At 63.4% G+C, this 24,900-nt stretch carries 18 protein-coding genes; 6 read left to right on the top strand and 12 right to left on the bottom strand.

Annotation, left to right across the window (positions count from 1 at the left end; translation table 11 throughout):
- Positions 1-7: 7 nt before the first annotated feature.
- The 6 genes from RIG82_05545 to RIG82_05520 all read right to left on the bottom strand — a co-directional run bounded on the left by RIG82_05545 (position 8) and on the right by RIG82_05520 (position 8,074).
- Positions 8-475 (bottom strand): hypothetical protein, encoded by a 468-nt coding sequence (locus RIG82_05545; GenBank protein MEQ9460396.1) that lies wholly within the window; start codon positions 473-475, stop codon positions 8-10.
- Entirely contained in the window at positions 472-1,155 is a 684-nt protein-coding gene (scpB, locus tag RIG82_05540; GenBank protein ID MEQ9460395.1) for an SMC-Scp complex subunit ScpB, read from the bottom strand. Before scpB ends, RIG82_05545 begins: the two co-directional genes overlap by 4 nt.
- 38 nt (positions 1,156-1,193) lie before the next feature.
- Positions 1,194-2,003, bottom strand: coding sequence for a peptidoglycan recognition family protein (locus RIG82_05535; GenBank protein ID MEQ9460394.1), 810 nt, complete (start codon positions 2,001-2,003; stop codon positions 1,194-1,196).
- Between the two features lie 286 nt (positions 2,004-2,289).
- Positions 2,290-3,795 (bottom strand): flagellin, encoded by a 1,506-nt coding sequence (locus tag RIG82_05530; GenBank protein ID MEQ9460393.1) that lies wholly within the window; start codon positions 3,793-3,795, stop codon positions 2,290-2,292.
- Positions 3,796-4,603: 808 nt separating this feature from the next.
- Positions 4,604-6,112 carry a flagellin gene (locus tag RIG82_05525; GenBank protein ID MEQ9460392.1) on the bottom strand — a complete coding sequence of 503 codons (1,509 nt, stop codon included), beginning with the start codon at positions 6,110-6,112 and terminating at the stop codon, positions 4,604-4,606.
- Between the two features lie 741 nt (positions 6,113-6,853).
- Positions 6,854-8,074 carry a DUF2064 domain-containing protein gene (locus RIG82_05520; protein MEQ9460391.1) on the bottom strand — a complete coding sequence of 407 codons (1,221 nt, stop codon included), beginning with the start codon at positions 8,072-8,074 and terminating at the stop codon, positions 6,854-6,856.
- Between the two features lie 155 nt (positions 8,075-8,229).
- Between RIG82_05520 and RIG82_05515 the strand changes: the two genes are divergently transcribed.
- On the top strand, positions 8,230-8,706 hold the full coding sequence (locus RIG82_05515) for a hypothetical protein (protein ID MEQ9460390.1): 477 nt from the start codon (positions 8,230-8,232) through the stop codon (positions 8,704-8,706).
- Positions 8,707-8,714: 8 nt separating this feature from the next.
- On the opposite strand, the gene hisD is transcribed toward RIG82_05515, so the two are convergent.
- The 4 genes from hisD to RIG82_05495 form a co-directional block, all read right to left on the bottom strand.
- Positions 8,715-10,040 carry a histidinol dehydrogenase gene (gene hisD / locus RIG82_05510; protein MEQ9460389.1) on the bottom strand — a complete coding sequence of 442 codons (1,326 nt, stop codon included), beginning with the start codon at positions 10,038-10,040 and terminating at the stop codon, positions 8,715-8,717.
- Positions 10,041-10,103: 63 nt separating this feature from the next.
- On the bottom strand, positions 10,104-11,294 hold the full coding sequence (gene dprA, locus RIG82_05505) for a DNA-processing protein DprA (protein MEQ9460388.1): 1,191 nt from the start codon (positions 11,292-11,294) through the stop codon (positions 10,104-10,106).
- 114 nt (positions 11,295-11,408) lie between these two features.
- On the bottom strand, positions 11,409-11,999 hold the full coding sequence (locus tag RIG82_05500) for a PH domain-containing protein (GenBank protein ID MEQ9460387.1): 591 nt from the start codon (positions 11,997-11,999) through the stop codon (positions 11,409-11,411).
- Positions 12,000-12,026: 27 nt separating this feature from the next.
- Positions 12,027-12,614, bottom strand: coding sequence for a phosphoribosyltransferase family protein (locus RIG82_05495; protein ID MEQ9460386.1), 588 nt, complete (start codon positions 12,612-12,614; stop codon positions 12,027-12,029).
- A gap of 106 nt (positions 12,615-12,720) precedes the next feature.
- On the opposite strand from RIG82_05495, the gene RIG82_05490 reads away from it, so the two are divergent.
- The 3 genes from RIG82_05490 to RIG82_05480 all read left to right on the top strand — a co-directional run bounded on the left by RIG82_05490 (position 12,721) and on the right by RIG82_05480 (position 19,398).
- On the top strand, positions 12,721-14,457 hold the full coding sequence (locus tag RIG82_05490; GenBank protein MEQ9460385.1) for a flagellar basal body P-ring protein FlgI: 1,737 nt from the start codon (positions 12,721-12,723) through the stop codon (positions 14,455-14,457).
- Positions 14,458-14,536: 79 nt separating this feature from the next.
- Positions 14,537-18,670, top strand: coding sequence for a chromosome segregation protein SMC (gene smc / locus RIG82_05485; protein ID MEQ9460384.1), 4,134 nt, complete (start codon positions 14,537-14,539; stop codon positions 18,668-18,670).
- 158 nt (positions 18,671-18,828) lie between these two features.
- Positions 18,829-19,398 (top strand): inorganic diphosphatase, encoded by a 570-nt coding sequence (locus RIG82_05480; protein MEQ9460383.1) that lies wholly within the window; start codon positions 18,829-18,831, stop codon positions 19,396-19,398.
- Between the two features lie 150 nt (positions 19,399-19,548).
- Here the strand turns inward: RIG82_05480 and RIG82_05475 are convergent, their stop codons facing one another.
- Positions 19,549-19,710 (bottom strand): hypothetical protein, encoded by a 162-nt coding sequence (locus RIG82_05475; protein ID MEQ9460382.1) that lies wholly within the window; start codon positions 19,708-19,710, stop codon positions 19,549-19,551.
- Between the two features lie 223 nt (positions 19,711-19,933).
- Here RIG82_05475 and RIG82_05470 point away from each other — a divergent pair, with 223 nt between their 5' ends.
- Positions 19,934-21,664, top strand: a complete 1,731-nt coding sequence (locus tag RIG82_05470; GenBank protein ID MEQ9460381.1) for a calcineurin-like phosphoesterase family protein — start codon at positions 19,934-19,936, stop codon at positions 21,662-21,664.
- A 67-nt stretch (positions 21,665-21,731) separates the two neighbouring features.
- On the opposite strand, the gene RIG82_05465 is transcribed toward RIG82_05470, so the two are convergent.
- Positions 21,732-23,015, bottom strand: coding sequence for a hypothetical protein (locus tag RIG82_05465; GenBank protein ID MEQ9460380.1), 1,284 nt, complete (start codon positions 23,013-23,015; stop codon positions 21,732-21,734).
- Between the two features lie 285 nt (positions 23,016-23,300).
- Here RIG82_05465 and RIG82_05460 point away from each other — a divergent pair, with 285 nt between their 5' ends.
- Entirely contained in the window at positions 23,301-24,896 is a 1,596-nt protein-coding gene (locus tag RIG82_05460) for a GNAT family N-acetyltransferase (GenBank protein MEQ9460379.1), read from the top strand.
- Positions 24,897-24,900: the final 4 nt, after the last annotated feature.

The following is a 24,900-nucleotide window of genomic DNA, read 5'->3' as shown; positions in this document are numbered from 1 at the left end:
CAACTGCCTACCGACGCTCAAACCTCTCACGCTCCCGCAGCATCTCCGAATACAAATCCTCATCCGGCAGCTCCGCCCCCGGATGATCCGGGTCCGTCAACGTAATGACCACCAGTCGATCCCCCCGCGGAACCATCAGCCGAGCACTATAGGTGCTCAACCCCGCCGCACTCACCCGCAACCCCGCCTCCACATCCAACCATCGCGACACCTCATCAAACACACCCGAATCCACCTCAAACCGCCCCGCACCATCCGTGACCAGCACCCCCAGCGACCGCCGATTCATCGACCGCGGGTCCAGCATCACCTCAACCTGCGCACCACCCACCGCATCACCAACAACCACCGCACCCTCGTCCACCACCTTTACACCCCCCGTCGGCCCCGACACCACCACCCCCGCCAAACGATGCTGACCACAACCCCCCAGCACCCCCGCCACAACCATCAACCCGACCACAGCGAACTTCACGATGCATCACCCTCCGCAACCTCATCCCCACCCTCTGCCACCGTCTCCTCCTTCGCCTTCACCTTCTTAGGCCGCTTCGGCACCAGCGTCTCCCGCTGCGGCAAGTCCCTAAGCGACCCCAACCCAAAAACCTCCAGAAAACGCTTCGTCGTCCCGTAAAGCATCGGCCGCCCCACCTCCTCCGCTCGACCCACCACCTTCACCAACTGCCGCTCCATCAACTGCCGCAGCACCTCACCACAACCCACTCCTCGAATCGTCTCCACCTCAGCCCGCATCACCGGCTGCCGATACGCCACCACCGACAACGTCTCCAACGCCGAAGGACTCAACTTCCCCTGCGATTTGCTCCGCTGCGCCTGCGCCACCACCTCAGCGACCTCCGGCCGCGTCAGCACCTGCCAACCCCCAGCCACCTCCTGAATCCGAAACACCCGCCCCGTCGTTTCATAAGCCCCATTCAACCGCTCAATCGACGCACCCACCGCCTCCGCCGAACCGCCACTCGTCAAATCCACCAGCCGCGCCATCCCCACCGAACGATCCGACGTCATCAACACCGCCTCCACCCGAGCATCAAGCTCCCCCGCCTCAACCTCAGTTTCGACAGTACCGGCGGTCAGGCCAGCATCAACACCAGGGGGGCTAGCGGGGGGGGTGGGTGGGGAGTCGGTAGTCATACCCCAAGTCTAACGCACCGCGACCAACCCTCACACCCTCAAAGCAGCTCCGGATGCTTCCGCAACGCCACCATCTGCGCCTGCAACACCCGCCCCGGACACGCTGTCGGATTCAACTCCTGATGCGTGTAAATCTCTCGCGAGGGCACCCGATACTGGCTGCACAACCACCGCAGCATCGTCACCAGCCCGCCAAACTGAGCATCCGATGGCCGCTGACGATCAAAGTTCCCCAACACCATGATCCCCACATTGTGCCGATTCGCCCCGTTCGGCCCCGCATGCGCCCCCTGGTAAATCAACGGCCGCGCCTCCCACACACGACCCGCTCGATCCACCACATAGTGGTACCCAATATCCCCCCAGCCCCGATCCTTCACATGCACCTTCCGGACCTGCAACAACCGGTCAATCACCGAAGACGCATCATCAAAATACACCGGCGTCCAACCTTCATGGTGAACGGTGATCCTCCGCACACCCCCCATCGCCGACACCCGTCCCGCCACCGGCCCCTCATTTGTCCATACCGACCGGCTCACCACCCCAACCGGCCCGCCAGGTCGCGTGGGCAGACTCGCCGTCGCCGGCGAAGCCGTCGGCAGCCGCGCCGGCTGCCAACCCGCCCGAGCCTCAGGCGACGCCGGAGTCTGACGCCGCGCACTCGGTATATAAAACGCCCCCTCACGCTCCTGAACCACCCCCGAACCGTTCGACACCCAACGATTCGACGACCGATCCCCCGACACACAACCCGCCAATGCTAACCCCAAACCGCCCAGCAACACCCCACGCCGGCTCACCAACTCGCCATCCCCCGTCCCTCGTCGTTCACCCGCGTGGCTCATCAGTCATCCATCCATCAAAAAACAACGACACCCACAACACCATCGTCCCACCCACCAGACCAACTGTAAATCCTACCAGCCAACCCCAACGCTCCATCCCATCCTCAACACCATCCCTCACCCCCATCCCCGCGAGCCGAGCCCTGTCGGCCCGGCCAACCTCCCCCCCAAAAAAATCCCCAAAAAAAGAGCGGCGGCCCGGTCAGGCCGCCGCCCCGCATCAGTGATCGGTAACCCGGGGGAGGGAATACCGAGATCGGAGACCAACTCAGAGCCGGTCAGCCGCTTAGCCCAGCAGCGACAACACCGACTGAGGCTGCGAGTTCGCAATCCCGAGAGACTGCGTCGAAGCCTGAACCAGAATCTGCGACCGCGTCAACTCCGCCGTCTCAGCAGCAAAGTCCGTGTCACGAATCGCACTCTCCGCAGCCGACGTGTTCTCCAGAGCAACACCCAGCGACCGAATCGTCGCACCCACGATGTTCTTCTGGAACGCACCCAGTCGGCCTCGAAGACTCGAAATCTGCCCGATCGCGTTGTTCACGATCTTCTGACCCTTACCAAGGTCACCATCCACCAGGTTCGCCGCTCGCGATGAGCCCAACTCATCAAGGAAGCCATTGGTGATCGTGCCCAGGTTACGAGCCGCCACGTTCTGGATGCCCACGGACACCTGATTCAGGATGTCCACGTTCGGACCCAGGTTGAACTTCGCACCGCCACCCGTGATCGTGAACGCATCGATCGAGCCCACATTCTGGGTGCCATCAATACTCAGCTCGATCTCAACGTCCAGGAAGTCCGTGTTGATCCGGGCCACACGACCATCCGAGGTCGCCTGAACACCGTTAATGATCGCACCCACATCCTGGCCAGCGTCACGAACAGCATTACTCGTCTCAGCCGAAGCCAGAGTAATAAAACCAGGGGCGATGATCGCGAGCTCCGCGTTCGAGTTGAACTGAGCCACACCACCTGCCTGGCCTGCATCATCCGCAACATCAATCGACACAAACTCGTCTGAGCCAAACTCCTGGCTCTTGAAGTAGATACCGTTACCCGAAGCCACCGCAGAAACGCCAGTGACCGCACGGAACGTATTGATCTGCGTCGCAATCGTCGAAGTCGTAGCGCTCTGGCCAAACGTGAACTCGCGGGAACCCAAAGAGCCAGCCACCTCAAAGCGGAACTGAGCATCCGGGGCCGACAAGGCCAGGTTCGTACCACCCAGCGACAGGAACAGACCTGCCCGCTGAGCCGAGTTGGTCACCAGCACCTGAACATCACGCTGCTCCTCGAACGCCAGCTTCGCCGCGTTCACCTGGAAGTCGAGCACCTGGCTCGCCTGACCAGACACCGTGAAGTCAAACGTACCATTAAGCAGCTTCGTGCCCTGGAAACTCGTCGCCGAGGCGATCCGGTCGATCGTCTGCAGAATCGAGTCCACCTGAAGCTGGTTCGCCTCTCGCTCCTCACGGCTCAGACCCGCGTCGTTCGCCGACGAGCCCACCAGACCCTGAACCTCAAGCAGCAGGGCATTGATCTCCTGGAGACCACCCTCCGCAATGTTCACGACCTGGTCCGCTCGCTCCGCGTTCCCGATCGCAGCGGTAATCGCCGCCTTCTCGGAACGCAGGTTCTCACTCGCAATCAGACCCGCCGGATCATCCGCACCGCGGTTGATCCGTAGACCCGTACTCAATCGCTCGAGTGAGTTGTTAAGGCTGTTGTTGTTCTGGTTCAAAACACGCTGCGCGAGCAGTGAGTTTACGTTGGTGTTGATCCGGCTCATCGTTACTGTCCTCCGTGAACGCCTTGGGGGGTCACGTTGATGCTTCCTGCGGGCTCCGCCGCCAACCTCTTTCGCGGGTCTCCGATCCAGGACCCTTGCGTGCTGGCGTGAACCGCTCACGCCACGAGACCGGTGCGCACCGACCGGCCCGCATCCTTGCGGCTCCCAAACACATCCTGTGTCCGGGAGTTTCGTCAGCGACGCGCTCTCGCCGACGGGTGCATGCTGGTCAGGCCTTCCGGCCCAACCCATCCTTGCCTGCTCCAGCTAAGTCGGGCAACCGTTGCGACCGACAACACCGGACCAGCAACTCAGACTTATCGGGCCTCCCAAACCGGCCATCCGGCCAACTCGGAAACACCCGTCTCATCCGTGTCACCCTCCCAATCGTCACAACCCACACCCCCCTTAACTCCCGCATAACCCTTTCAAACAACTTTCCCAATAATCCCCGCTCCAGCACCACAGAGCACCCCACCCCCCGTCGAATACCCTGCGCATCGGGTGGCTGTGGTCACGCCGCAGGCGTGCCCACAGAACCACCACCCCCTACCCCACCCCACAACGTCCCAATAACCATCACCCGTGAGCCGTGCCAGCCCACCCCCACCACCCACATCAACCAACCCAAGCATGAAACGAGCCTGAGGCACCAGCCTCACGAGCCCATCCCCTCGCAATCAAACCCCAACCAACCCACCCCACAACGCGCATAAAAAAACCGGGCCACCCAAAGGGGTGACCCGGCAACATTGAACGCTCTGTCCTAACGAGCCCGGGGCGGAAGCCCCGGGGCCCCAAGAACCTCTTACAGCAGCTGCAACACGTTCTGCGGGTTGTTGTTCGCAATCGCCAACGCATTCGACGTCGCCTGAACCAGGATCTGCGACCGCGTCAGGTCCGCCGTCGCCTGAGCGAAGTCCGTGTCACGGATGATCGACTCAGCCGCCGTCGTGTTCTCTAGCGTCACACCCAACGCACGAATCGTCGTCCCGATCACGTTCTTCTGGAACGCACCCAGCCGACCTCGCGTCGTCGACACCTGCTTGATCGCCGCGTTCACAACCTCCTGGGCCTGCGTCAGGTCACCATCCACCAGGTTGTTCGAACGACCGGCACCCAGCGTGTCCATATAACCATCCGTCACGTTGCCCAGATTACGGGCCGCGATGTTTCGCACGCCGATCGACACCTGGTTGCCAATGTCCACGTTCGGGCCAAGGTTGAACTTCGCACCGCCGCCCGTGATCGTGAACGCGTTGATCGAGCCCAGCGACGTCGCCGCCGTCTGGCTCAACTCAAGCTCCACATCCAGGAACTCATTGGCGATACGAGCCTTCGAACCGTTCGAAGTCGCCTGAACACCGTTAATCACGGCACCCACATCCTGACCCTCATCTCGCAGAGCATTGGTCACACTGGCCAGGGCCACATAGCCCGTCGCCGTGATCGCGTTCTGGTCCGACGAACTCAACCGGGCCACGCCGCCAGTCAGGCCCGCATCATCCGAGACGTCGATCGACACGAACTCGCTGCTGCCCAGCGCCGTCGAGTTCAGGAACAGACCCACCGCGGTGCCGTCACCCGACGCCACCGCCGAAATGCCCGTCACGTCCTTGAAGCTGTTGATCTGGGTCGCAATATCAGCCGTCGTCGTACCCGAACCAAAGCTGAACTGACGCGCACCCTTCGAACCGGCGATCTCAAACTGGAACGTCGCCGTATCCGAACTCAGGTCCAACGAAGTGGCTCCCGTCGACAGGAACAACGCCGCATTCTGCGCCGACTGCGTCACGATGATCTGCACCGCTCGCGTGTCGCCCTCGTTGAGCTTCGCCGCCTTGATCTCAAAGTCCACGATCTCGCTCGACTGCCCGCTGATCGCAAAGTCAAACGTACCGTTGAGCAGCTTCGTGCCCTGGAAGCTCGTCGCCTCCGCAATCCGGTCAATCGTCTGCAGAATCGAATCGACCTGCAGCTGGTTCGCTTCCTTCTCTTCCTGACTCAGACCCGCGTCATTCGCCGTCTGACCAATCAGGCCCTGAACCTCAAGCAGCAGCGTGCTCACTTCCTGCAAACCGCCCTCGGCAATGTTTACGACCTGGTCGGCTCGCTCCGCGTTCGAGATCGCCGCGCTGATCGACGCCTTCTGAGAACGCAGGTTCTCCGACACGATCAGGCCCGCAGGGTCATCACCACCCCGGTTGATCCGCGAACCCGTACTCAGCCGCTCAAGCGTCTGAGTCAGTGTCTGGTTCTGCGTCTTCAAAATACGCTGAGCAATCAAAGAACTGACGTTGGTGTTGATGCGACTCATGGTGTGCTTTCTCCCGTGGTTCCGTGGGGCTTCCGACTGGCTAAGACCGGCCCGACTTTCTCCCGCTCCGCCCCGTGGGTCCGTCCTCAGGACGGGCTCGGGTCGAGAGCCGCGGATACGCACCGCTATTGATCCGGTGCCGGTCCATGCCCGGTCTCGTCCTGGCCCCGACCGCGTCCTCCGCGGTCACGCCAATCCGGCCGGGCCCGAATCAGCAAAGGTCCCTCACCCAGCCCTCCGCTCTCGCGGTCGCCACTCCATGGCGAAGCCGAACTCAGGAGCCGTGATCCCTCACGACGCATCCAGCATCGACCCCCACCACACCCCCATTCACAACTCGAGCCCACCAAACCCACACCTCACCACCCATCCAACCGCAAACCCCGCACACCCCATACAAACCATCACCCACACCTCACCAACAACCCGGGTGGACCGAGTCATCGCGCAGCGTGACTCGGGAACCTGGACAACCCGTATGCCTACGTCGGGTGGCTGTGGTCAGCCGCAGGCTGACCACAGAACCAAGAACATTCCCGTCCCAACACGACCCCAAGCTCTGCCCAAACACCCCACCCCGCACAACCCTGCGAAGCCTTGGCGTAGCAGGGCCGTGCGCACAAACAGCCGTCGTTCAACCCCCATCAGTCACGTTTGATTGACGACCACACCCCTCAACCCACACGATGCGCACAAAAATCGACCCCAAAACCACCCCTCGGAGTACCCTCAACAGCCCGCTTAATCACCCCGCCCCAGCCGCGCCTCCGCCTGCTCAAGCTCCTTCTTGAGGTGCCGCACCTTCAGCAGGTTCTTCGCCCGCGTCAGTAACTCCACGCGATTCACGGGTTTAGAAAGAAAATCATCCGTCCCGCACTCTACCGCCCGCTCCACATCACCCACCTCGTGCAACGCCGTCACCATCATCACCGGAATCGCCCGCGTCCGAGGGTCATCCTTGATCTTCCGACACACCTCAAACCCCGACATCTTGGGCATCATCACGTCCAGCAACACAAGATCTGGTAGCTCGTGCCGATCCCGCCCGTCCAGCATCCCGATCGCCGTCACCCCGTCCTGCACTGCATCCACCCGACACCCCAGCGGCTCCAGATAGGCCTCCAAAAGCTCCAGATTCTGCTGATTGTCATCCACCACCAGCACCCGGCAACTCGAATAATCCGGCTCATCCCGACCCGCATGCTGCACCGCCAAAGCCTGGTCCTGAACCGGCGTCTGAATAATCATGAGCTTCTCCAGTTGCTCGCGCAGCCGGGCTAACGCCCCCTCGGGCTCGCCCTCCAGCCGCCGGAGCAAGTCAGTAAGTCCTTGTTCATCATCCACATCCGGCCACACCGGAAAACGATCTCGACTGATCCCAAGCCCCTCCAGATTGTCCCACAGCCGCCCCAGCACCCGATCACGCCCCCACTCAATCCCCTCCCACAGACCCTCCGGAATCGATCGCGCCACCAGCGTCCAGAACCCCCCATCCTCCGCAGGACCCACCGCCACATCCGCGTGATCCAGAAACTCCCACAGCCGCTCCAACGCCTCCGCAGGCACATCCGGGCTGTCAATGCCAAAAAACGCGATCGGCCCCGAACCCGCCTGCTCCCACGCCGCAGTAAGTCGTTGCCCCAGATCACCTTCCGACTGACCCAGAATCTCCCACCCCATCTCCTGCGCCTCCTCCACCGTCGACCGCAACGCCGCCTGCTCCACACTCTCCCCGCTCACAGGCGGGCTGTCCGGGTCATACCCATCCAGCGCCAGCACGTGTTTCCCCGGACAATGCGCCTTCAAACGCTCGAGCGCACAGATCAGCATCAGCCGATGCGCTTCGGTCGCGGACGCCTCACCCAGCGTCGCGGCCAGACGGGTCTTCACCCGACCGGGGATCGGGGGTTTGGCCATCAGCACGACGGCGGCGTGTTCGGGGGCGGAACGGCTCGGCTCCATCGCGGTGATGGTACCGGAGCCGGACTCAGGATGCACCCCACCTTGTCGAAACCGTTGGAGACGCTATTGTTACAAGGCTCCGCAGGTCCTCGGGCCCGCCCGGTGGGGACCGTGTTTTTACCAGGCCTTCGCTCCCAGAGAGGACCTCTTTCCCGATGAATCGCCCCGCGATCCAATCCCCTGTGCCCTGGCTGGACCGATGGAATATTCCCCAAGCCGACGTCCTGCTCAAGCCCTACAACGAGCTCACGCTCAAGCTCGCCGAAGACATGATGCAGGCCATCCTCGACCTCGGTCAGGTCGAGCAATCCATCGTCTGGCATGGCGACTCGTGGCGCTGGACCTTCCAGTTCGATCTGGTCAGCAGCCAGGTCGAGCAGGGACTGTGCTACCTGATCCCGAACCCCGAGACGTTCATGTTCGTCATCCCGATGCACCGCGACGTGATCGCGAAACTCCCGATGCGTCGGCTCAACCGTTATGTCCGCGATGCGATCCGCAGCTCCAAGTGCGCCGTCGATCTGCACTGGACGCTCTGGCGGCCGACCCTCAAGAGCGAGGGTGAGCACCTGCTCGACCTGGTCAAGCGCAAGCGCAAGCTGCTGCTCGAAGCCGAGAACGCAGGAAAATAAGCAGGTCGTTACGGGTTGATCCTGCGTCGGGCCGAGGCGGCGTGTCCATCGAGACCTTCCGCGTCGGCCATGGCGGCGATGTGCTGCGCTGCGACAGCATCGAGGCCGTTGGGGTAGCGGACCGTGCCCGAGCGTTTGAGGAAGGTGTACGCCGAGATGCCGGAGGTGAAGCGTGCCGTGGTACCGGTCGGCAGACAGTGGGACGGCCCCGCGTAGTAATCGCCTGAGGCGACCGGGGTATCGCCCAGGAAGATCTCCCCGGCGTGGTGGATGCGGGGCAGGAGTTGTTCAGCGTTCTCCGTGGCGAGATTGAGGTGCTCGGTGGCGAGCTGGTTGGCGATATCAATCGCCTCGTCTTCATCGCGAACAATCACGGCGCAGCTCTCGTCACGCAGGGACGCGGTGATGGCGGCGCGTCGCTTGCGGTCGTTGAGTTGGCGCGTGATGGCATCGGCGATCTGTTCGATCTTCAGCGACGACCACGACACCAGGAAGCACTTCCCGGGGTCGTGCTCGGCCTGAGCGATGAGGTCAGAGGCCACGCGGTCGGCGTTGGCGTGTTCATCGGCAATCGTGACGATCTCGGAGGGGCCATAAAACCCGTTGTCGGTGCCGGTGAGGCCGGCGACCTGAGCTTTGGCGAGCTGGACGAAGATGTTGCCCGGCCCGGCGATGAGGTCAACGGGTTGGATGGATTCGGTCCCAAGAGCCAGTGCTGCGACGCCCTGGGCCCCGCCCAGGCGGTAGACCCGGGACAATCCAAGGAGCTTGCAGGTGGCCAGGACGATCGGTGAGATGTCCTTGGCGGGCTCGCCGGATTGTCGTGTTGGCGGGGGGTTCATCACGGCGATGCTGTCCGCCGGGACGCCGGCGACGAGCGCTGGGACGGCGAGCATGATGACGGTGGAGAACAGCACCGCCGTACCGCCCGGCACGCAGAGGCCCACGGAATCCACCGGCGTCCATCGGAGGCCGAGTTCAGCCGAGCCGACGCGGATGGGCTCCGTCGGCTGAGGCATGACATGCTGCTGGTAGGCGCGCACGTTGGCGATCGACTGCTCGATCGCCTCGCGGAGCTTCGGATCGAGCTGATTGACAGAGGCGTCGAGTTCGGCCTGGGTGACCCGGAGGCGGTCAGCGGTGAGGTCGGGGTCGGTCCAACGCTGCATGTAGTCGATGACCGCAGCATCGCCACGATCACGGACGTCGGTGATGATGTTGGCGACGGTCTTGGCGGCTTCAGACGAGGATGAGGTGGTGCCCCGAAGCTTGGTGAGGCGGTCCTCGAAGTCGGCACGGCCCTGCTGAGTGGAGAGGTCGAAGGTGGGGAGCATGGTTTCTCGTGGGCCGCCGGGGGTGAAGCTGTCCGGCGGAGGTTACACGATAGCGCGCCTGAGTCAGGCTCGCAGCGAGAGTCTTCCCTGATCCCGTTGAAGTAAACCCTTGATTTCGAGGATGGTGATGGCGGCCTGGATGCGGGCGGTCGGCAGGTCGATGCGTTCGGCGAGCTGGTCGAGGGTAAGCGGGTCGGTGAGGTGCTGGGCGACCGTGCGGGGCTCGCCTTCGAGGGTCGCCAGGGGGTCGAGCTTCAGCCGTGCGGGGGTCGAGGGCTCGGGCGGTGCAGCGGGTCTCGTGGTGAGCAGGGGGGGCTCGATCGTTTTGATCGGCTGGGCGAGAAGGCTGTGTCGGGTTTCTGCGAGTTGCTGGAGAACCTCATCGGGTGAGGTGACGAGGGAGGCCCACTGCTCGCGGATCGCACGGTGGCAGCCGGAGGAGTCGCCGCGGTCGAGGGGGCCAGGGACCGCCATGAGTTCGCGGCCATGCTCTTCAACGCAGAGCCGGGCGGTGATCATGGCCCCGGAGCGGGCACCGGCTTCGATGACCAGGGTGCCCAGGGCGAGCCCGGAGATGATGCGATTTCGCCTGGGGAAGTTCTCAGCGGCGGGTGGCGTCAGCAGCGGGAGTTCGGAGAGCAGGGTTCCGCGGCCGGAGTCGATCAGGTCCTTAAAGAGGTGGCGGTGGGCAGCGGGGTAGGGGCGTTCGAGGCCGGAGCCGATGACGACGAGCGTGGTTCCGCCAGCCTGTAGGGCGGCGCGGTGGGCGGCGCCGTCGATGCCCAGGGCCCCGCCCGAGACGATGGTGAGGCCGAGGCTGGCGCAGCGGGCAGCGAAGTGTTCGGCCTGGGTGCGGCCATAGGTCGAGCACTTGCGCGAGCCGACGATGGCGAGCGCGAGCCGGTCGTCGGCGTCGAGGGGGCCTTTGGCCCAGAGCAGGGGCGGGCTATCGGGGATGTCTCTGAGGAGCGCGGGGTATTCGGCGGTGCCCCGGGCGATAAGCCGGACGCCAGCCCGGTCACAGCGGTCGAGTTCCTCGTCGGCGCGCTTCTGGGTGATGGTGTCGTCGAGGGCCTGGCGGAGGCGTCTGGCGGCAGTGGGGGCGATGCCGTCGATCTGTGCGAGTTGGGCGGGTGTCAGGCGTAGGGTTTTGGTCGCGGAGCCAAACTGTTCGACGAGGCGTGTGATGCGGCGCACGCCAAGGCCTTGTGTGAGCTGGAGGGTGAGCAGGGCGTGGGTTTCGGGGGTGGTCACGGGCCAACTATAGTTTATATTGTTATTTTGCTCAACGTGAATGAGTGGTCTGTGGGTGGTTGGCACACATTGTCGGCACTACGCGGTGACAATGTGTGGCACCAGGGTTCTTGATTAGCGGCGGTAGCGGTGGAGGATGTTGAGGACTTGGCGGTGGACTTCGAGGGGGTTGGGGATCATGTGCCAGAGGGTTTCGTCGAAGCCGGTGCCTGCGGTGGCGAAGAGGAGGGAGCCGAGGCCGAAGAGTCGTTCGCGGATGGAGAAGACGAGGGTGGTGTGCTGGATGCGTTCGAGGGGGGCCTGGAAGACGACGATGCGGAGGACGCCTGAGAGGGTGATGACGCGGCGGTCGGTGATGATGTAGATGCGAGAGAGCCACTCGAAGAAGGCCCAGAAGAGGGTGAGTCCGATGGCGGCGATGCCGAGGAGGACGATGTCTCGGGATCGGAGGGGGGAGCCGAAGGCTTCGTTGGCGTACCAGCAGCCGGCGGTGATGAGGGCGAGGGTGGTGAGGTGGCGGAGTTGAGAGAGGGGGATGAACCAGGGGCTGGGTTTGAGCAGGAGGATGATGATCTCGCCGGACTGGATGAGTTCGGGCGGGATGACGGCGGCGATGCGGGGGTCGAGGCCACGGGGTGTATCGACGGCGTCGCCGGTAGCTGGCTCGGCTGGGGTCTCGTGTTTTGGGGGCGCGGTGGTGATCATCGCGGGTGGCCTGTGCCGGATGGGGTGTCAGAGTCGGGCGGCCTGGTCGCCGGTGTGGCGGTGGATGACTTCGGGTCGTGGCACAGCGATCATCGGCAGATTGCGGTAATAGCCTGCCAGATCGAGTCCGTAGCCGACGACGAAGCGGTCGGGGATGTCGAAGCCGACGTATTCGGCGGGGACGTTTCGGGCCGCATCGGTGGGCTTGCGGAGGAGGACGCAGGTTTTGAGGGAGGCGGGATTGAGGGCTCGGACGTGGTCCTGGGCCATGGAGATGGTCTGGCCTGAGTCGAGGATGTCATCGACAAGAACGACGTGGCGGCCGGTGAGGTCTTTGGGGAGCGAGGTGAGGCCGCGGTTCATTTTGGCTTGACCGGGGGTGGTTGCCCCGCCATAGGAGGCGATGGCGACGGTGTAGAGGCGGAGCATGGTGGGGATGCGGCGGATGAGGTCGGCGGTGAAGACCAGGGCCCCGGTCATGATGGGGATGAGGGCGAGTTCGGCGGGCTGGCCGTCCTCGACGGGGAGGTCGGCGACCATCTGCCTGGCGAGTTCATCGAGGCGGTGGGCGATCTGGTCCTGGGTGATCAGGATGGATTCGAGGTCGGTCTCCATGGGCGGAGTGTACGGGAAAGCGGGGGGAGCCTTGACCGTGGGGCGGAGTCAGGGAGAATGGTGTGTTATGCCCTCCTCCCCGCCAGGAACTTCGTTCAGTGTTCTGATGGTCGTGTCTGTAGTTGTGCTGGGATTGGGGGCGGTGCTGTCGGGGTGTCGAGGGGGTGAGGACCCGTCTTTTGATGAGCCGTTGACGTTTCCGGTGGAGGCGTTCCGGGGTCCAACGTGGTTGCGGGGGACGGTGGGGAGTATGGCGTCGCTTCGCAATGGCGAGCCGATGCTGGTGTCGGGGTATGGGTTGATGGTGAATCTTGAGGGGACGGGGTCGTCGGAGGTGCCGTCGTTCATCCGGACTTATCTGATCAACGAGATGCGCAAGCGAGGGATGCCGAATCCTGAGCAGGTGCTGTTTGATCGTGACACGGCGGTGGTGGCGTTGGAGGGGTTGATCCCTGCGGGGGTGTCGCGGGGTGAGCGGTTTGATGTCCTCGTGTCGGCGGTGGATTCGCAGACGATCAGTCTTGAGGGCGGAGATGTGTGGACGGTGGACCTGGCTCCGGGCCCGTTGGACCCGAATCTGCGGTATGTCGCGCCGGTGGCTGAGGCAAGTGGGGCGGTGTTTGTCGAGCCGTCGGACGAGGTTGAGTTGGAGGGTGAGGTGACGGCACGTCGTCAGGCGTTGCTGGTCGCTGGGGGTCGTGTGACGGCGGACCGTGTGTTGGAGTTGGTGTTGTTCCAGCCGAGCTGGCAGCGGAGTCGGTTGATCGCGGACCGGATCAACGAGCGTTTCCCGAAGGCTCCGTCGGATCGGTTGGATACGGCGCGGCCGATGTCGGATTCGCTGATCCGGGTTCGTGTGCCGGGTTACTGGCAGAATCAGCCGGAGCGTTTTTTGGAGCAGGCGTTGCTCCTGTACACGCAGCGGGGCTCGGGGTTTGATGAGCGCACGACGCTGGCGCTGGCCGAGCGGCTAGCGGGGCATCCTGAGGATGAGCGATTGATCGTGGCGGCGTGGCAGGCGCTTGGGCGTGGGGTGTTACCGGCGCTGCGAGGGTTGTATGACCACGAGAACGAGCTGGTGCGCTTGTCGGCGTTGGAGGCGGGAGCGGGGTTAGATGATGGTCGCGCGGCGCGTTTTCTGTCTGAGGCGATCGCGGGGGCTGATTCAAGCACAAAGCTGAGCGTTGCGCGGTCGCTGTCGTTGCTGGGGGAGAATCTCGAGGCGGGGCGGGCATTGCGGCGGTTGCTGAATGATCCGGACGAGTTGGTGCGGGTGGCGGCTTATGAGGCGATGACGCTGGCGGGCGATCCGGTGATCGATCGGATTCCCGTGTTTGGTGAGCGTGGGCTGAAGATGTTGATTGACCAGGTGCCAGCGGAGCGCCCGCTGGTGTATGTGACGTTCGATCAGGTTCCGCGGGTGGTTTACTTCGGCGGGCCGATCCCGGTGCCGCCGGGGGCGTTGGCTCGGGTGTGGAATGGTCGGTTGATGGTGAAGGTGGAGGGCGGGGGTCCGATGGCGGTGTTGTATCAGGGTCGCGGGGTGCGGAGTCGGACGCTGGAGATGTCGCCGAACCTGACGGAGTTAACGTATGTGTTGGCGCATCAGCCGACACTGGATCGTCCGCAGGAGGGTTTTGATCTGTCGTATGGTCAGACGGTGGACGCGGTGTATGAGTTGCGGGCTGCGGGGATTTTTGAATCGGATTTCCGGCTGCGGCGTAGTCCCTTATCTGAGTTGATCGAGCAGATGCGGGGTTCGGCGGAGGGTCGTCCGCGGACGGCTTCGGGAGATGGTGGGGGTGGCGGTATAGTGGACAGCAGCCGGGTGGCCGGACGATGAATGGTGAATGTCGGCGGAGCCGACTGATTGAGCCGAGATGGGACGTGCTTGCTGCGTCTCTGGACATGGAGGTCTGTCGATGAGGCTGCAGAAGGTCACGCTGGCTGGTTTCAAGTCGTTCGCGGACAAGACGGAGATACGTTTTGACGAGCCGATGGTCGGGGTGGTGGGGCCCAACGGCTGCGGCAAATCGAACATCGTGGATGCGATCAAGTGGGTGCTGGGGGAGCAGTCGGCCAAGAGTCTTCGTGGCGGGGCGATGGCGGACGTGATTTTCAACGGGTCGGCGGGGCGCAAGCCCTCGGGTCTGGCGAGTGTGACGCTGACGTTCGAGAACCCGGTGCGTGAGGAAGCTGCGGACGCGTTGGAGTTGGAGACCCTGGACGATCTAGCGGCGCACGCGGAGGGCCATGCTGAGGTTGATGAGGGGGCGGCAGAGGCTGAGTCGTCGAACGCGGGGGTGTCGGTGGCGGCGTCGGGCCTGCGGCGGTGGTTGGGGATTGATGCGGAGGTCGTGGACGTTACGCGGCAGTTGTATCGGGACGGGACGAGTGAGTACCTGGTGAACGGCAAGCGGGTGCGGTTGCGTGATGTGCGCGAGCTGTTCATGGACACGGGTGTTGGGACCGATGCGTACTCGGTGATCGAGCAGGGGAAGGTGGCGCGGATGCTCGACGCGAATGCGAGCGAGCGTCGGCTGATTTTTGAGGAGGCTGCGGGGGTGTCGCGGTTCAAGGCGCGGCGGAAAGAGGCGCAGCGGCGGCTGGAGCGGGCCGAGCAGAACCTGGCTCTGTGCCGGACACGGCTGGAGGAGACGGAGCGGCGGCTTCGGAGTGTCAAGCTCCAGGCGGCACGGGCGCGGAGTTTCCAGACGCTCAAGACCGAGCTTGATGCGTTGCAGCGGCGCGAGGTGATCTGCCGGTATCACGCGTTGCGGGCCGAGTTGGAAGCGGTGAGTGAGCGGGTGGATGCGGCGGAGGCGGCGCGGCGATCGGCGGGGGCGAAGCTGGCTGAGGCCGAGCAGGCGGTGTCGGATGCGGAGATTGATCAGACGGCGACACGGGCGACGGCGGAGGCCAAGGAGCGCGAGCGGATGTCGGCCGAGGCGGCCGCGAAGCAGGCGTTGGAGCGGGCGACGTATGCCGAGCGGGCGGCGGAGACGCTGTTGTCGCGGATTGAGGAAGAGCGCCACCGGCTGGAGGGTTTCGAGAGTCGACAGGACCAAGCGAAGGATCGGATTGAGACGACGCGCGGCCAACTCACCGGGTTGCGTGATGAGCATGGGGGGCTGGCGGCTCGGGCCGAGGCGGCGGACGATGCGAGGCGTGAGGCGGCGGAGTCGTTGCAGGCGCATCGCAGCGGTCTGGATCGGCATAAGGCGGAGATTCACGAGCTGCTTCGGGGGGTATCGCGACGAGAGAACGAGATCGCTTCGCACGAGCGATTCATGTCGAGTCTGGGGCACTCGATCGAGAAGCTAGTGGGGCAGGAGTCGGATCGGCGTGGCAAGCGGGATGAGCTAGATCAGACGCTGGCATCAAGGAAGATTGAACTCGAGTCGGTCGAGCTTGAGCGGGGCGGTTTACGAGAGCAACTGACCGGGCTAGAGGCGGAGGGTGAGCGGTTCGGGCGGGATATTCAGGGCTTGACGGCGACGCTGGCTGAGCACCGTGAGCGGCGGTCGTCGCTGGCGTCACGTCGGGGTGTGCTGGAGGAGATGCGTGATAAGCGCGAGGGCATCGGTCAGGCAGTGCAGGCGGTGCTGGGGCGTGCGGCGGAGGGCGCGACGGTGCTTGATGGGCAGGTGGTGGGGCTGCTCGCGGAGTTGATCTCGACGGACCGTCGTTATGCGAAGGCTGTGGATGCGGCGCTGGGTGATCTGGGTCAGTCGATTGTGCTGGATCGGCCGGTATCAACCCGTCGGGAACATGAGGATTGGGGTTGGCTCGGCGGGCTCGAGGGATCGGTGACGCTGGTGTCTGCGGCGGATGTCGCTGAGGGCTTTGCGACCGAGGCGCCAGGGCTGTGTCTGGGGGACTTGGTCGATGCGCCGGATGCGGTGAAGCCCTTGGTCCGTCGTCTGCTGGGGAACACGATTCTCGTTGAGGACCTTGAGCGAGGGGAGTTGGTCCGGATGGTGGCGGGGCGGTCGGTGCGCATCGTGACGGCTGAGGGTCTGGTGCTTGATAGCGACGGCTCGCTGCGGCTGGGGCCTTCCGGTCATGAGGCGGGGCTTGGGCTCCTTGAACGCAAGACGGAACTGGCCGAGCTGGTCACAGCGATCGAGGCGCTCAATGAGACGATCGATCGTGAGAGCGCTCGGCTCAAGGATGCCTCGGAGCAGGCGGAGTCGCTGGCGCGTCTGAGCGGGGAGGTTCGTGAGCGGTTGTATGGGTTGGATGGCCGTGCGGTGAAGCTAGCGGGTCAGATCGAGACGGAGGGGAAGCGGCTGTCGGAGCTGGATCAGGAGCTGCCGAGGATCGTGAGTGAGCGAGAGCAGCTTGAGGCTCAGGTCGCGGCGGCGGGGGCTGAGATCGAGACGGCTAAGGGTGATCTTGAGGGGCTGCGTGGGAAGGTGGCGGAGGCCGAGCAGCAGCTTGAGGTTGCGGCGACGGAGCTGCCGACGCTGGAGCAGGCGGTGGAGGAGGCGCAGGCGCAGGCTCGATCGTTGCATGTTGATGCAGAGCGATTGAAGGAGCAGATTGTTTCAGCCGAGCGGTTGCTGCGTGCTGCGGAGCAGGCGGCGGCGGAGTTGGAGCGTGAGGCGTCGATCGCGGGTGAGCGGCTGCGAGGCCATGAGTCACGCTTGGGTGAGACCCGGCGGGAAGCCGAGAAGGCTCGGGCTGACGCAGAGGTGGAGAAAGATCGCGCGGCGTCGATGGTCGCTGCGGTTGGCGAGGCGCGTGCTGCGGCGGATGCAGCGGAGCAAGCGGCGGCTGAAGTGAAAGCCTCGGTACGAGGGGTTCGGAGTGCCGTCGAGACGGCGGATAAGGCGCTGCACTCAGAGGAGGTCGCCAAGCGTGAGGCCGAGGTCAAACTCGAAGCCCTGATAGCGCGCGGCCGAGAGCAACTGGAACTCGATGTTGAGCGGGCGTATTCGGAAGCGGTCCGCAGCGTGATGCGTGGCGAATCCCCCTGGCCGCCCCCCGCTATAGCCGACGGTGCTGCGGAAGCCGAGGGTGATGCTGAGGCTGACGTCGCCGAGCCGTTTGCGATCGACCGGACCACGGTGGAGGCTCGGATCAACGAGTTGAAAGAGAAGATCATGCGGCTGGGGAACGTGAACCTTGAGGCGATCCACGAGCTGGAGCAGCTTGAGGGCCGTCACGATGAGCTGGCGGATCAGGTGAAGGATATTGAGTCGGCGCGGGCGCGGCTGGAGGACCTGATCGAGCGGATCAACATCGATTCGCGGGTTCGGTTCGAGAAGACCTTTGACACGGTGCGCGAACACTTTGCCGGTCAGGACGGGATGTTCCGGAAGCTGTTTGGTGGAGGCAAGGCGGACCTATTCCTGGTGGCGGATGAGGACGGGAAGATCGACGTGCTCGAGTCGGGTATTGAGATCATGGCCAAGCCCCCCGGCAAGGAGCCGAGGGCGCTGAGTCAGCTTTCGGGTGGCGAGAAGACGATGACGGCGGTGGCGCTGCTGATGGCGATCTTCAAGACGCGGCCTTCGCCTTACGCGATTCTGGACGAAGTCGATGCGGCGCTGGACGAGGCGAACGTCGAGCGGTTTACCAACGTGGTCAAGAGCTTTCTGGATCGGTCGCACTTTATTGTGATCACGCACCACAAGCGGACGATGCGGGCGTGTGACACGCTGTATGGCATCACGATGCAGGAGCGTGGGGTCAGCAAACGGGTGGCGGTGAGCTTCGATCAGGTCGGGTCGGATGGCGCGATCTCGGCGGACGCGGTGCGTGACGCTGAGCGCCAGGAGCGTGACGCCGTGGCTGTGCCCATGGAGACGGATGAGGTCGTGGTGGAAGCCACGGCGACTCCGGATCGCGTGACCGCTGAGACGACGCCTAAGCGAGGGGCGCTGCCCAAGCCCGAGAAGTCGGCGGACCGGGTCAAGCCTGCGGGACCGGCGATGCCAGGGGGCTCGCGGCTGCGGAATCGGCTGGCGGCGATGCTCAAGGGTGATGAGGATGAGCCAGGGAATGAGGGGGCGGAGAAGGCCGAGCCTGTTGAGAAGGATGTTGCCTGAGTTTCGGCCTTCAGATGTCTGCCGGATATGCCGAATGTAGGGGCACGGGGCGGATGGGAGAAACGTCCGTGTCTCGATGATGATGATGGTTAGCGTGTGGTGTGTGGCTCGCTTCACCTCCACCTCGTATGATCGTGGGATCAAGAGGAGTTTTGGTGATGGAGTTGCTGCCGAACCGTTACATGATGGTCCCGCCGGGGTCGAACCCGCCTGACAAGATCAACGCGATCGTCGAGATCCCCAAGGGGAGGCGGTCGAAGTTCGAGATTGATAAGCAGACAGGGATCATCAAGCTGGACCGATATCTGTATTCGTCGGCGCACTACCCGGGCGACTACGGGATCATCCCGCAGACCCATGCGGAGGATGGTGACCCGCTGGACATTCTGGTGATGGTGAACGAGCCGACGTTTTCGGGTTGTTTGATCGAGGCTCGGCCGTTGGGGTTGTTCAAGATGACCGACAAGGGGGACAACGACTATAAGGTCCTCGCGGTGCCGGATACCGACCCGATCTTTGCCGAGTACAACGGGCTGTGGCGGGTTCCGCCTCACTTCCTCCGGGAGGTCGAGCACTTCTTCGCGACCTACAAGCAGCTCGAGGGCGGGGAGGTCCGGACGCTGGGGTGGGAGGGCGAGGACAAGGCCCGGGCGGAGATCATGGCTTGTATCGAGCGGTACGACGCTTTGAAGGCTGAGGAAGAATCGGCGGAAGTAGAGGCGGGGTAAGGGCCGCGTTCATTCAGACACAAAGAAGGCCCGTCCTCTTTCGAGGGCGGGCCTTTTGGGTTGGGGTTGATCAGGCGGTGCGTCGTCGTGTGGCGAGGAGTCCACCGAGGGCGAGGAGTGCGGTGGAGGCGGGTGTGGGGGTGGAGTGAGCTAGCAGAGGATCGCGAGCGTCTGCGCGATGGCTTCCAGCAGGAGAAAGCCAAAGAGAATCCAGGCGGTGATGCCCAGGGCTCGCCGTTTTTTTCTCATCAGGCCGGCTGCCAGCCATGCCGTACCGATGAGGCAGATGAGCACGATGAGGGCGTGTGTCATTGAGGACTTCTCGTGGGGCGCTTGGGCTCTGTTCTAGCTGAAGAACGCCCCTGCGTCTCGCCGTGGCTGGGCGGCAGAGCACACGCTGAAGCGCGTCGCATCCGTGGTGTGTTGGGGGGTGGTGTGGCGTCCGGCTCAAGATTGGCTGACACAAAGTCGGGGGAAAGACCGTAGTCTGGTGGGGTCGAGTTTCTGACTTCATGGTCTTTGGCGGAGTGATGCGATGCGCAGCTGGATGGTGTCGGTGCTGGTGGTGCTCGGGCTGGCTTCGGTTTCGGTGGGTGATACGGTGACGGCGCGGGGGGTGGTGTTTCACGATCGGAACGGGGACGGGGTGCGGCAGGCGGGTGAAGAGGGGCTGCCGGGGGTGGCGGTGAGCGATGGTCGTGCGGTGGTGCTGACGGGTGATGACGGGGGTTGGGAGCTGGAGATTGATGCAGCGGACGCGATCGTGTTTGTGGTGAAGCCGGCGGGGTACCAGGTGGTGCTGGACGGGCTGAATCTGCCGAGGGGGTATTACGTGCACAAGCCGGCGGGGTCGCCGGATGAGGGTTTTATCTTCGAGGGCGTGGACCCGACGGGTGAGCTGCCGGAGGTGATCCAGTTTGCGCTGCGTGAGGTGGAGGAGTCGGATCGTTTCACGGTGATCGCGTTCGGTGATCCTCAGCCGTACAACCTGGCGCAGATCGACTGGTTTCGTCGGGAGGTGGTGGACCCGCTGGTGAACGCGGAGGGGATCACGAACGGGGCGGTGTTCGGGATCAGTCTTGGGGATCTGGTGGGCGACAACCTGGATCTGTTCGGCCCGCTGAACGAGGCGCAGGCTCTGTTCGGGATCCCCTGGTACAACGTGCTGGGAAACCATGACATGAACTTCATGTCGGGGGGGACGCCGGCGACGGAGGCGGATCCGGATCGTTATTCGGACGAGACGTATGAGCGGGTGTTCGGCCCGCTGACGTACGCGGTGCAGTACGGCCGGGTGCACATGATCGTGCTGGACAACGTGAAGTGGAACGGTTTCGCGGGGTATCGGCAGGGTGATCATCCGGACTGGCCGACGGCGAGGCGTCCTGTGACGAACAACTATCAGGGGCATTTCCGGGAGGATCAGCTGACGTTCCTCGAGAACTATCTGGCGGTGGTGCCGAAGGACGAGCTGGTGGTGCTGGCGATGCACATCCCGCTGAACTCGGCGGACGGTCAGCATGAGATCCCGGAGACGCGTCGGCTGCTGGAGATTCTGTCGAGCCACCCGCACACGCTGAGCATCTCGGGTCACACGCATTATCAGAAGCACTGGCACTTTGGTGCGGAGCAAGGGTATGCGCCGGATCCGGAGATGGGCCGGCTGAATCAGCACGTGCTGCACGATTCGGAGCGTCATGCGGCGGCGCCGCATCATCACGGGAACTTCGTGACGGTGTCGGGTTCGTGGTACGGGGGTCTGCGGGATGAGGAGGGTGTTCCGCACACGACGATGCGGGACGGTGCGCCGAACGGTTACACGCTGATTCACTTTGACGGGAACCGGTACCGGACGGAGTTCCGGGCGGCGCGGCGGCCGGCGGATCATCAGATGACGCTGCATGTGGTCGAGGGTGAGGGTGGGGGCGGGGTGCTGTATGCGAACGTGTTCAACGGGATAAAGGGTGACGTGGTGGAGGTGCGGATCGTGCCGGCGGTGGTGACGGGTCGCGCGGCGACGGGGTGGATGGCGATGGCGTACACGGAGGAACTGGACCCGTTGTACGTGTCGGTGCGTAACGGTGAGGCGGCGATCCCGGGTGAGGTGCGTCCGGGCGGGGTGTCGCCTCGGCCGCAGACGTCGTATCACCTGTGGAAGGCTGAGTTGCCGGCGGGTCTGCTGCCGGGGACGCATCTGCTGGAGGTGCGCCACATGGATCAGTTCGGGGTGGAGCGTCGGGACCGGTACAGCCACCGGGTGGAGTAGGGCGGGGTTGATGCGCAAGAAGAAGGCCCGTCCTCTTTCGAGGGCGGGCCTTTTGGGTTGGGGTTGATCAGGCGGTGCGTTGTCGTGTGGCGAGGAGTCCGCTGAGGGCGAGGAGTGCGGCGGAGGCGGGTTCGGGGACGTCGACGAGTTCACCGATGGCCTCGATGGCGTTGATGTCGATGTAGGCGAGGCTATCGTCGGGGGTGCCGAGGATCGCGAGGTTGGTCAGGGCGTAGGTGTGGTCCCAGGTGTGTCCGCCATGGCGGAGGTAGGTAGAGAAACCTGTTCCGTCGAGAACGAAAAGCTCGGAGCCGGTGGCGTAGAAGCCATCGGAGTCGGCGGGATCGACGATCTGACGGATGCTGAAGATGATGGCGTCGAGCGCAGCATCAGAGTTCTCGAAGGTGTTGAACACATCATCTTCGCCTGCGACATCACGGACCATGAGGGCGTCGAGATTGATGGCTTCGATGCCCGGGAAGTTGGGGGTATTCGAGGCGCTGGCGGTTGCAGGTATAGGGCCGAGGAGTGCTGTGACGGCACTGACGATCATGGCGTGGGGGATGTACGGGGTGCTGGTGTTGGTGCCGGCGTCGTAGTTCCAGACTGAGATGCTGCCAGTGGTGACATCGACATCGAGGGAGTACTTGTCGGCGTCAGCGGTGAGAGCGGGTTCAGGTCCCCAGACTTCGACGCCATCGACGTCTTTGGGTGCTGGCATGCCGTTGACGGTGAGAGCTGGAGCCCAGAGTCCCTGCGTGCTGGGCGCGGCGAAGGCACCGGCCTCTTCGATGGAGATGTCGCCTGAGCCGCCGATGGTGTTGCCGTTGGAGAGCAGGACGGGGCCTGATGCGGGGATCAGGGCGACGGTGGAGGGTTGCTCAAGGATGCCCAGGGGTGGTCCGCCTGGGGTTGGGACGTATCGTGCGACGGTGTCGTCGATGGAGAAGATGAGGTGAGCCCGATCGGAGAAGGATCGGTCAGCGGAGTTGTAGTGCTGACGGAAGAGGGCGTCGGCGTGGTTGGCGGTGGCATCGACCTGCTGTTCACGGGGGAACTGAGGTCCGCGGCTGGCTGTGTAATCGACGCCATCAGCGGTCCCGCCGAGGCCGTCCCAAGCGATGATCTGCTCGGGATCGGCGAGTCCGCCCACGCCCAGGGTATTGGTGTCGATGTCGGAGGAGTATTCCTTGCCGAAGACGAGATCAGGGGTGATGACGCCCGCGCCGACGGCGGGGAAGGCACCGGGAGGCAGGGCGACAGGCGTGTAGGGGATCGTGGCGACGGCGGTGCCAACGAGGGGCCCCGCGGTGAGTGCGGCGATCAGGCTGATGGTGTGCGTGCGTGACATAGCTCTTTCCTCTTGCTCTTAGGGCCTTGGATCAGTCAGTGCATGGCGTTGGCGGGGTGCCCTTCTCCCGACCGCATGCGACGTTGTCTGGTGTGTGATTACGCTTGGATTCTCTGGATCCTGTGGGCAGAGACTGAGTCATGAGATGATGGCGTATAAGAAATGCTTGTATCTATCGTGACAGTGAGGCTTTGGCTTTGTTATTGGGGCTTTCCAGCGGTTGGGGGTGTTCGGTTCTCCAGGGGTCGATGGCGGAGAGGGTGGGTCTGCGTCTAAGATCATGCCATGGAAGACTTTGAAGATCAGACAGAGGGTGAGATGCAGGCGCCGATCGATCTGGCGGAGTTTGAGACCAAGATCGAGCTGCGCCGGCTTCGGGAGGATGACTTTGACGAACTTCTGAAGATGCAGGAGCGGTGTTTCCCGGGGATGTCGACGTGGAAGCGGGATCAGATCGAGAGCATGGTGAAGATCTTTCCCGATGGTCAGATGTGTCTCGAGTATGAGGGGCAGATCGTGGCGTCCTCGAGTAGTCTGATCGTGGACTTCGATGAATACGAGGACTGGCATAACTGGATGGAGATCGCGGGCGGGGGGTATATCCGCAATCACGATGAGAACGGGGACACACTCTATGGCATCGAGATCATGGTGGACCCGGATTTCCGTGGTTTGAAGCTGGCGCGGCGCTTGTACAACGGCAGGAAAGAGCTGGCTCGTGATCGCAACCTCAAGCGATCGATCATCGCGGGGCGTATTCCAGGCTACGGAAAGCACAAGGACAAGATCTCTGCGTCTGAGTACGTCGAGCGGGTGGTTGCGAAGAAGCTGTTCGACCCCGTGCTGACCGTGCAGTTCTCGAACGGTTTCTCGTTACGGGGCCTGATTCCTGATTACCTGCCGGGGGACTCGGCTTCGGCGGGTTATGCAACCTTTCTGGAGTGGGTGAATCTGGACCATGTCCCTGATCGCAAGCGTCGGTTCCAGGCGGTGACGCGGGTACGGCTGTGTCTGGTGCAGTACATGATGCGTCGGATCGCCAGCTTCGACGAGTTTGTGAAGCAGTGTGAGTTCATCGTGGATGTGGGGTCGGATTACAAGAGTGATTTTCTGCTGTTTCCGGAGTTGTTCACGACGCAGTTGCTGGCGTTGATTGATGCGAAGCGCCCTGCGGAGGCGGCAAGAAAGCTGGCGGAGTACACGCCGGAGTATCTGGAACTGTTCAATGACCTGGCCGTTCGGTTTAACGTCAACATCGTGGGCGGGTCGCAGTTCGCCGTGGAGGGCGATGACCTGTTCAACGTGTCGTATCTGTTCAGGCGGGACGGGACGATCGACAAGCAGTACAAGATCCACGTGACGCCTAATGAGGCGAAGTGGTGGGGCGTGAAGGCGGGGAACCAGGTGCGTGTATTCGATACGGATCGAGGCAAGATCGCCATTTTGATCTGCTACGACGCTGAGTTCCCGGAGTTGGCTCGGATCGCGGTCGCCCGAGGGGCGCAGATCATTTTCGTGCCGTTCAACACGGACGAGCGGTACAGCTACTTGCGTGTGAGGCATTGTGCGCAGGCGCGGGCGATCGAGAATCAGGTGTATGTCGCGATCGCCGGTTGCGCGGGGATGATGCCTTTTGTTGACAACGCTGACATGCACTACGCGCAGTGTGCGGTGCTCACGCCCTCGGATTTTCCGTTTGCCCGCGACGCGGTGGCGTCGGAGAGCATGCCGAACATCGAGACGGTGGTGGTTCACGATGTGGACCTGGAGTTGACCAGGCGCAACCGTGTGGATGGGACGGTGCGGCCTTGGACGGATCGTCGGGCGGACCTGTACTCGATTCGTTACCAGGACCCGGACCTTGGCGAAGTGAGTATCTGACGCG

The sequence above is a fragment of the Phycisphaeraceae bacterium genome (assembly GCA_040222855.1).
GTDB lineage: Bacteria > Planctomycetota > Phycisphaerae > Phycisphaerales > Phycisphaeraceae > Mucisphaera.
The sequence above is the reverse complement of the archived record's forward strand: the minus strand, read 5'-3'. Positions and strand labels throughout refer to the sequence as shown.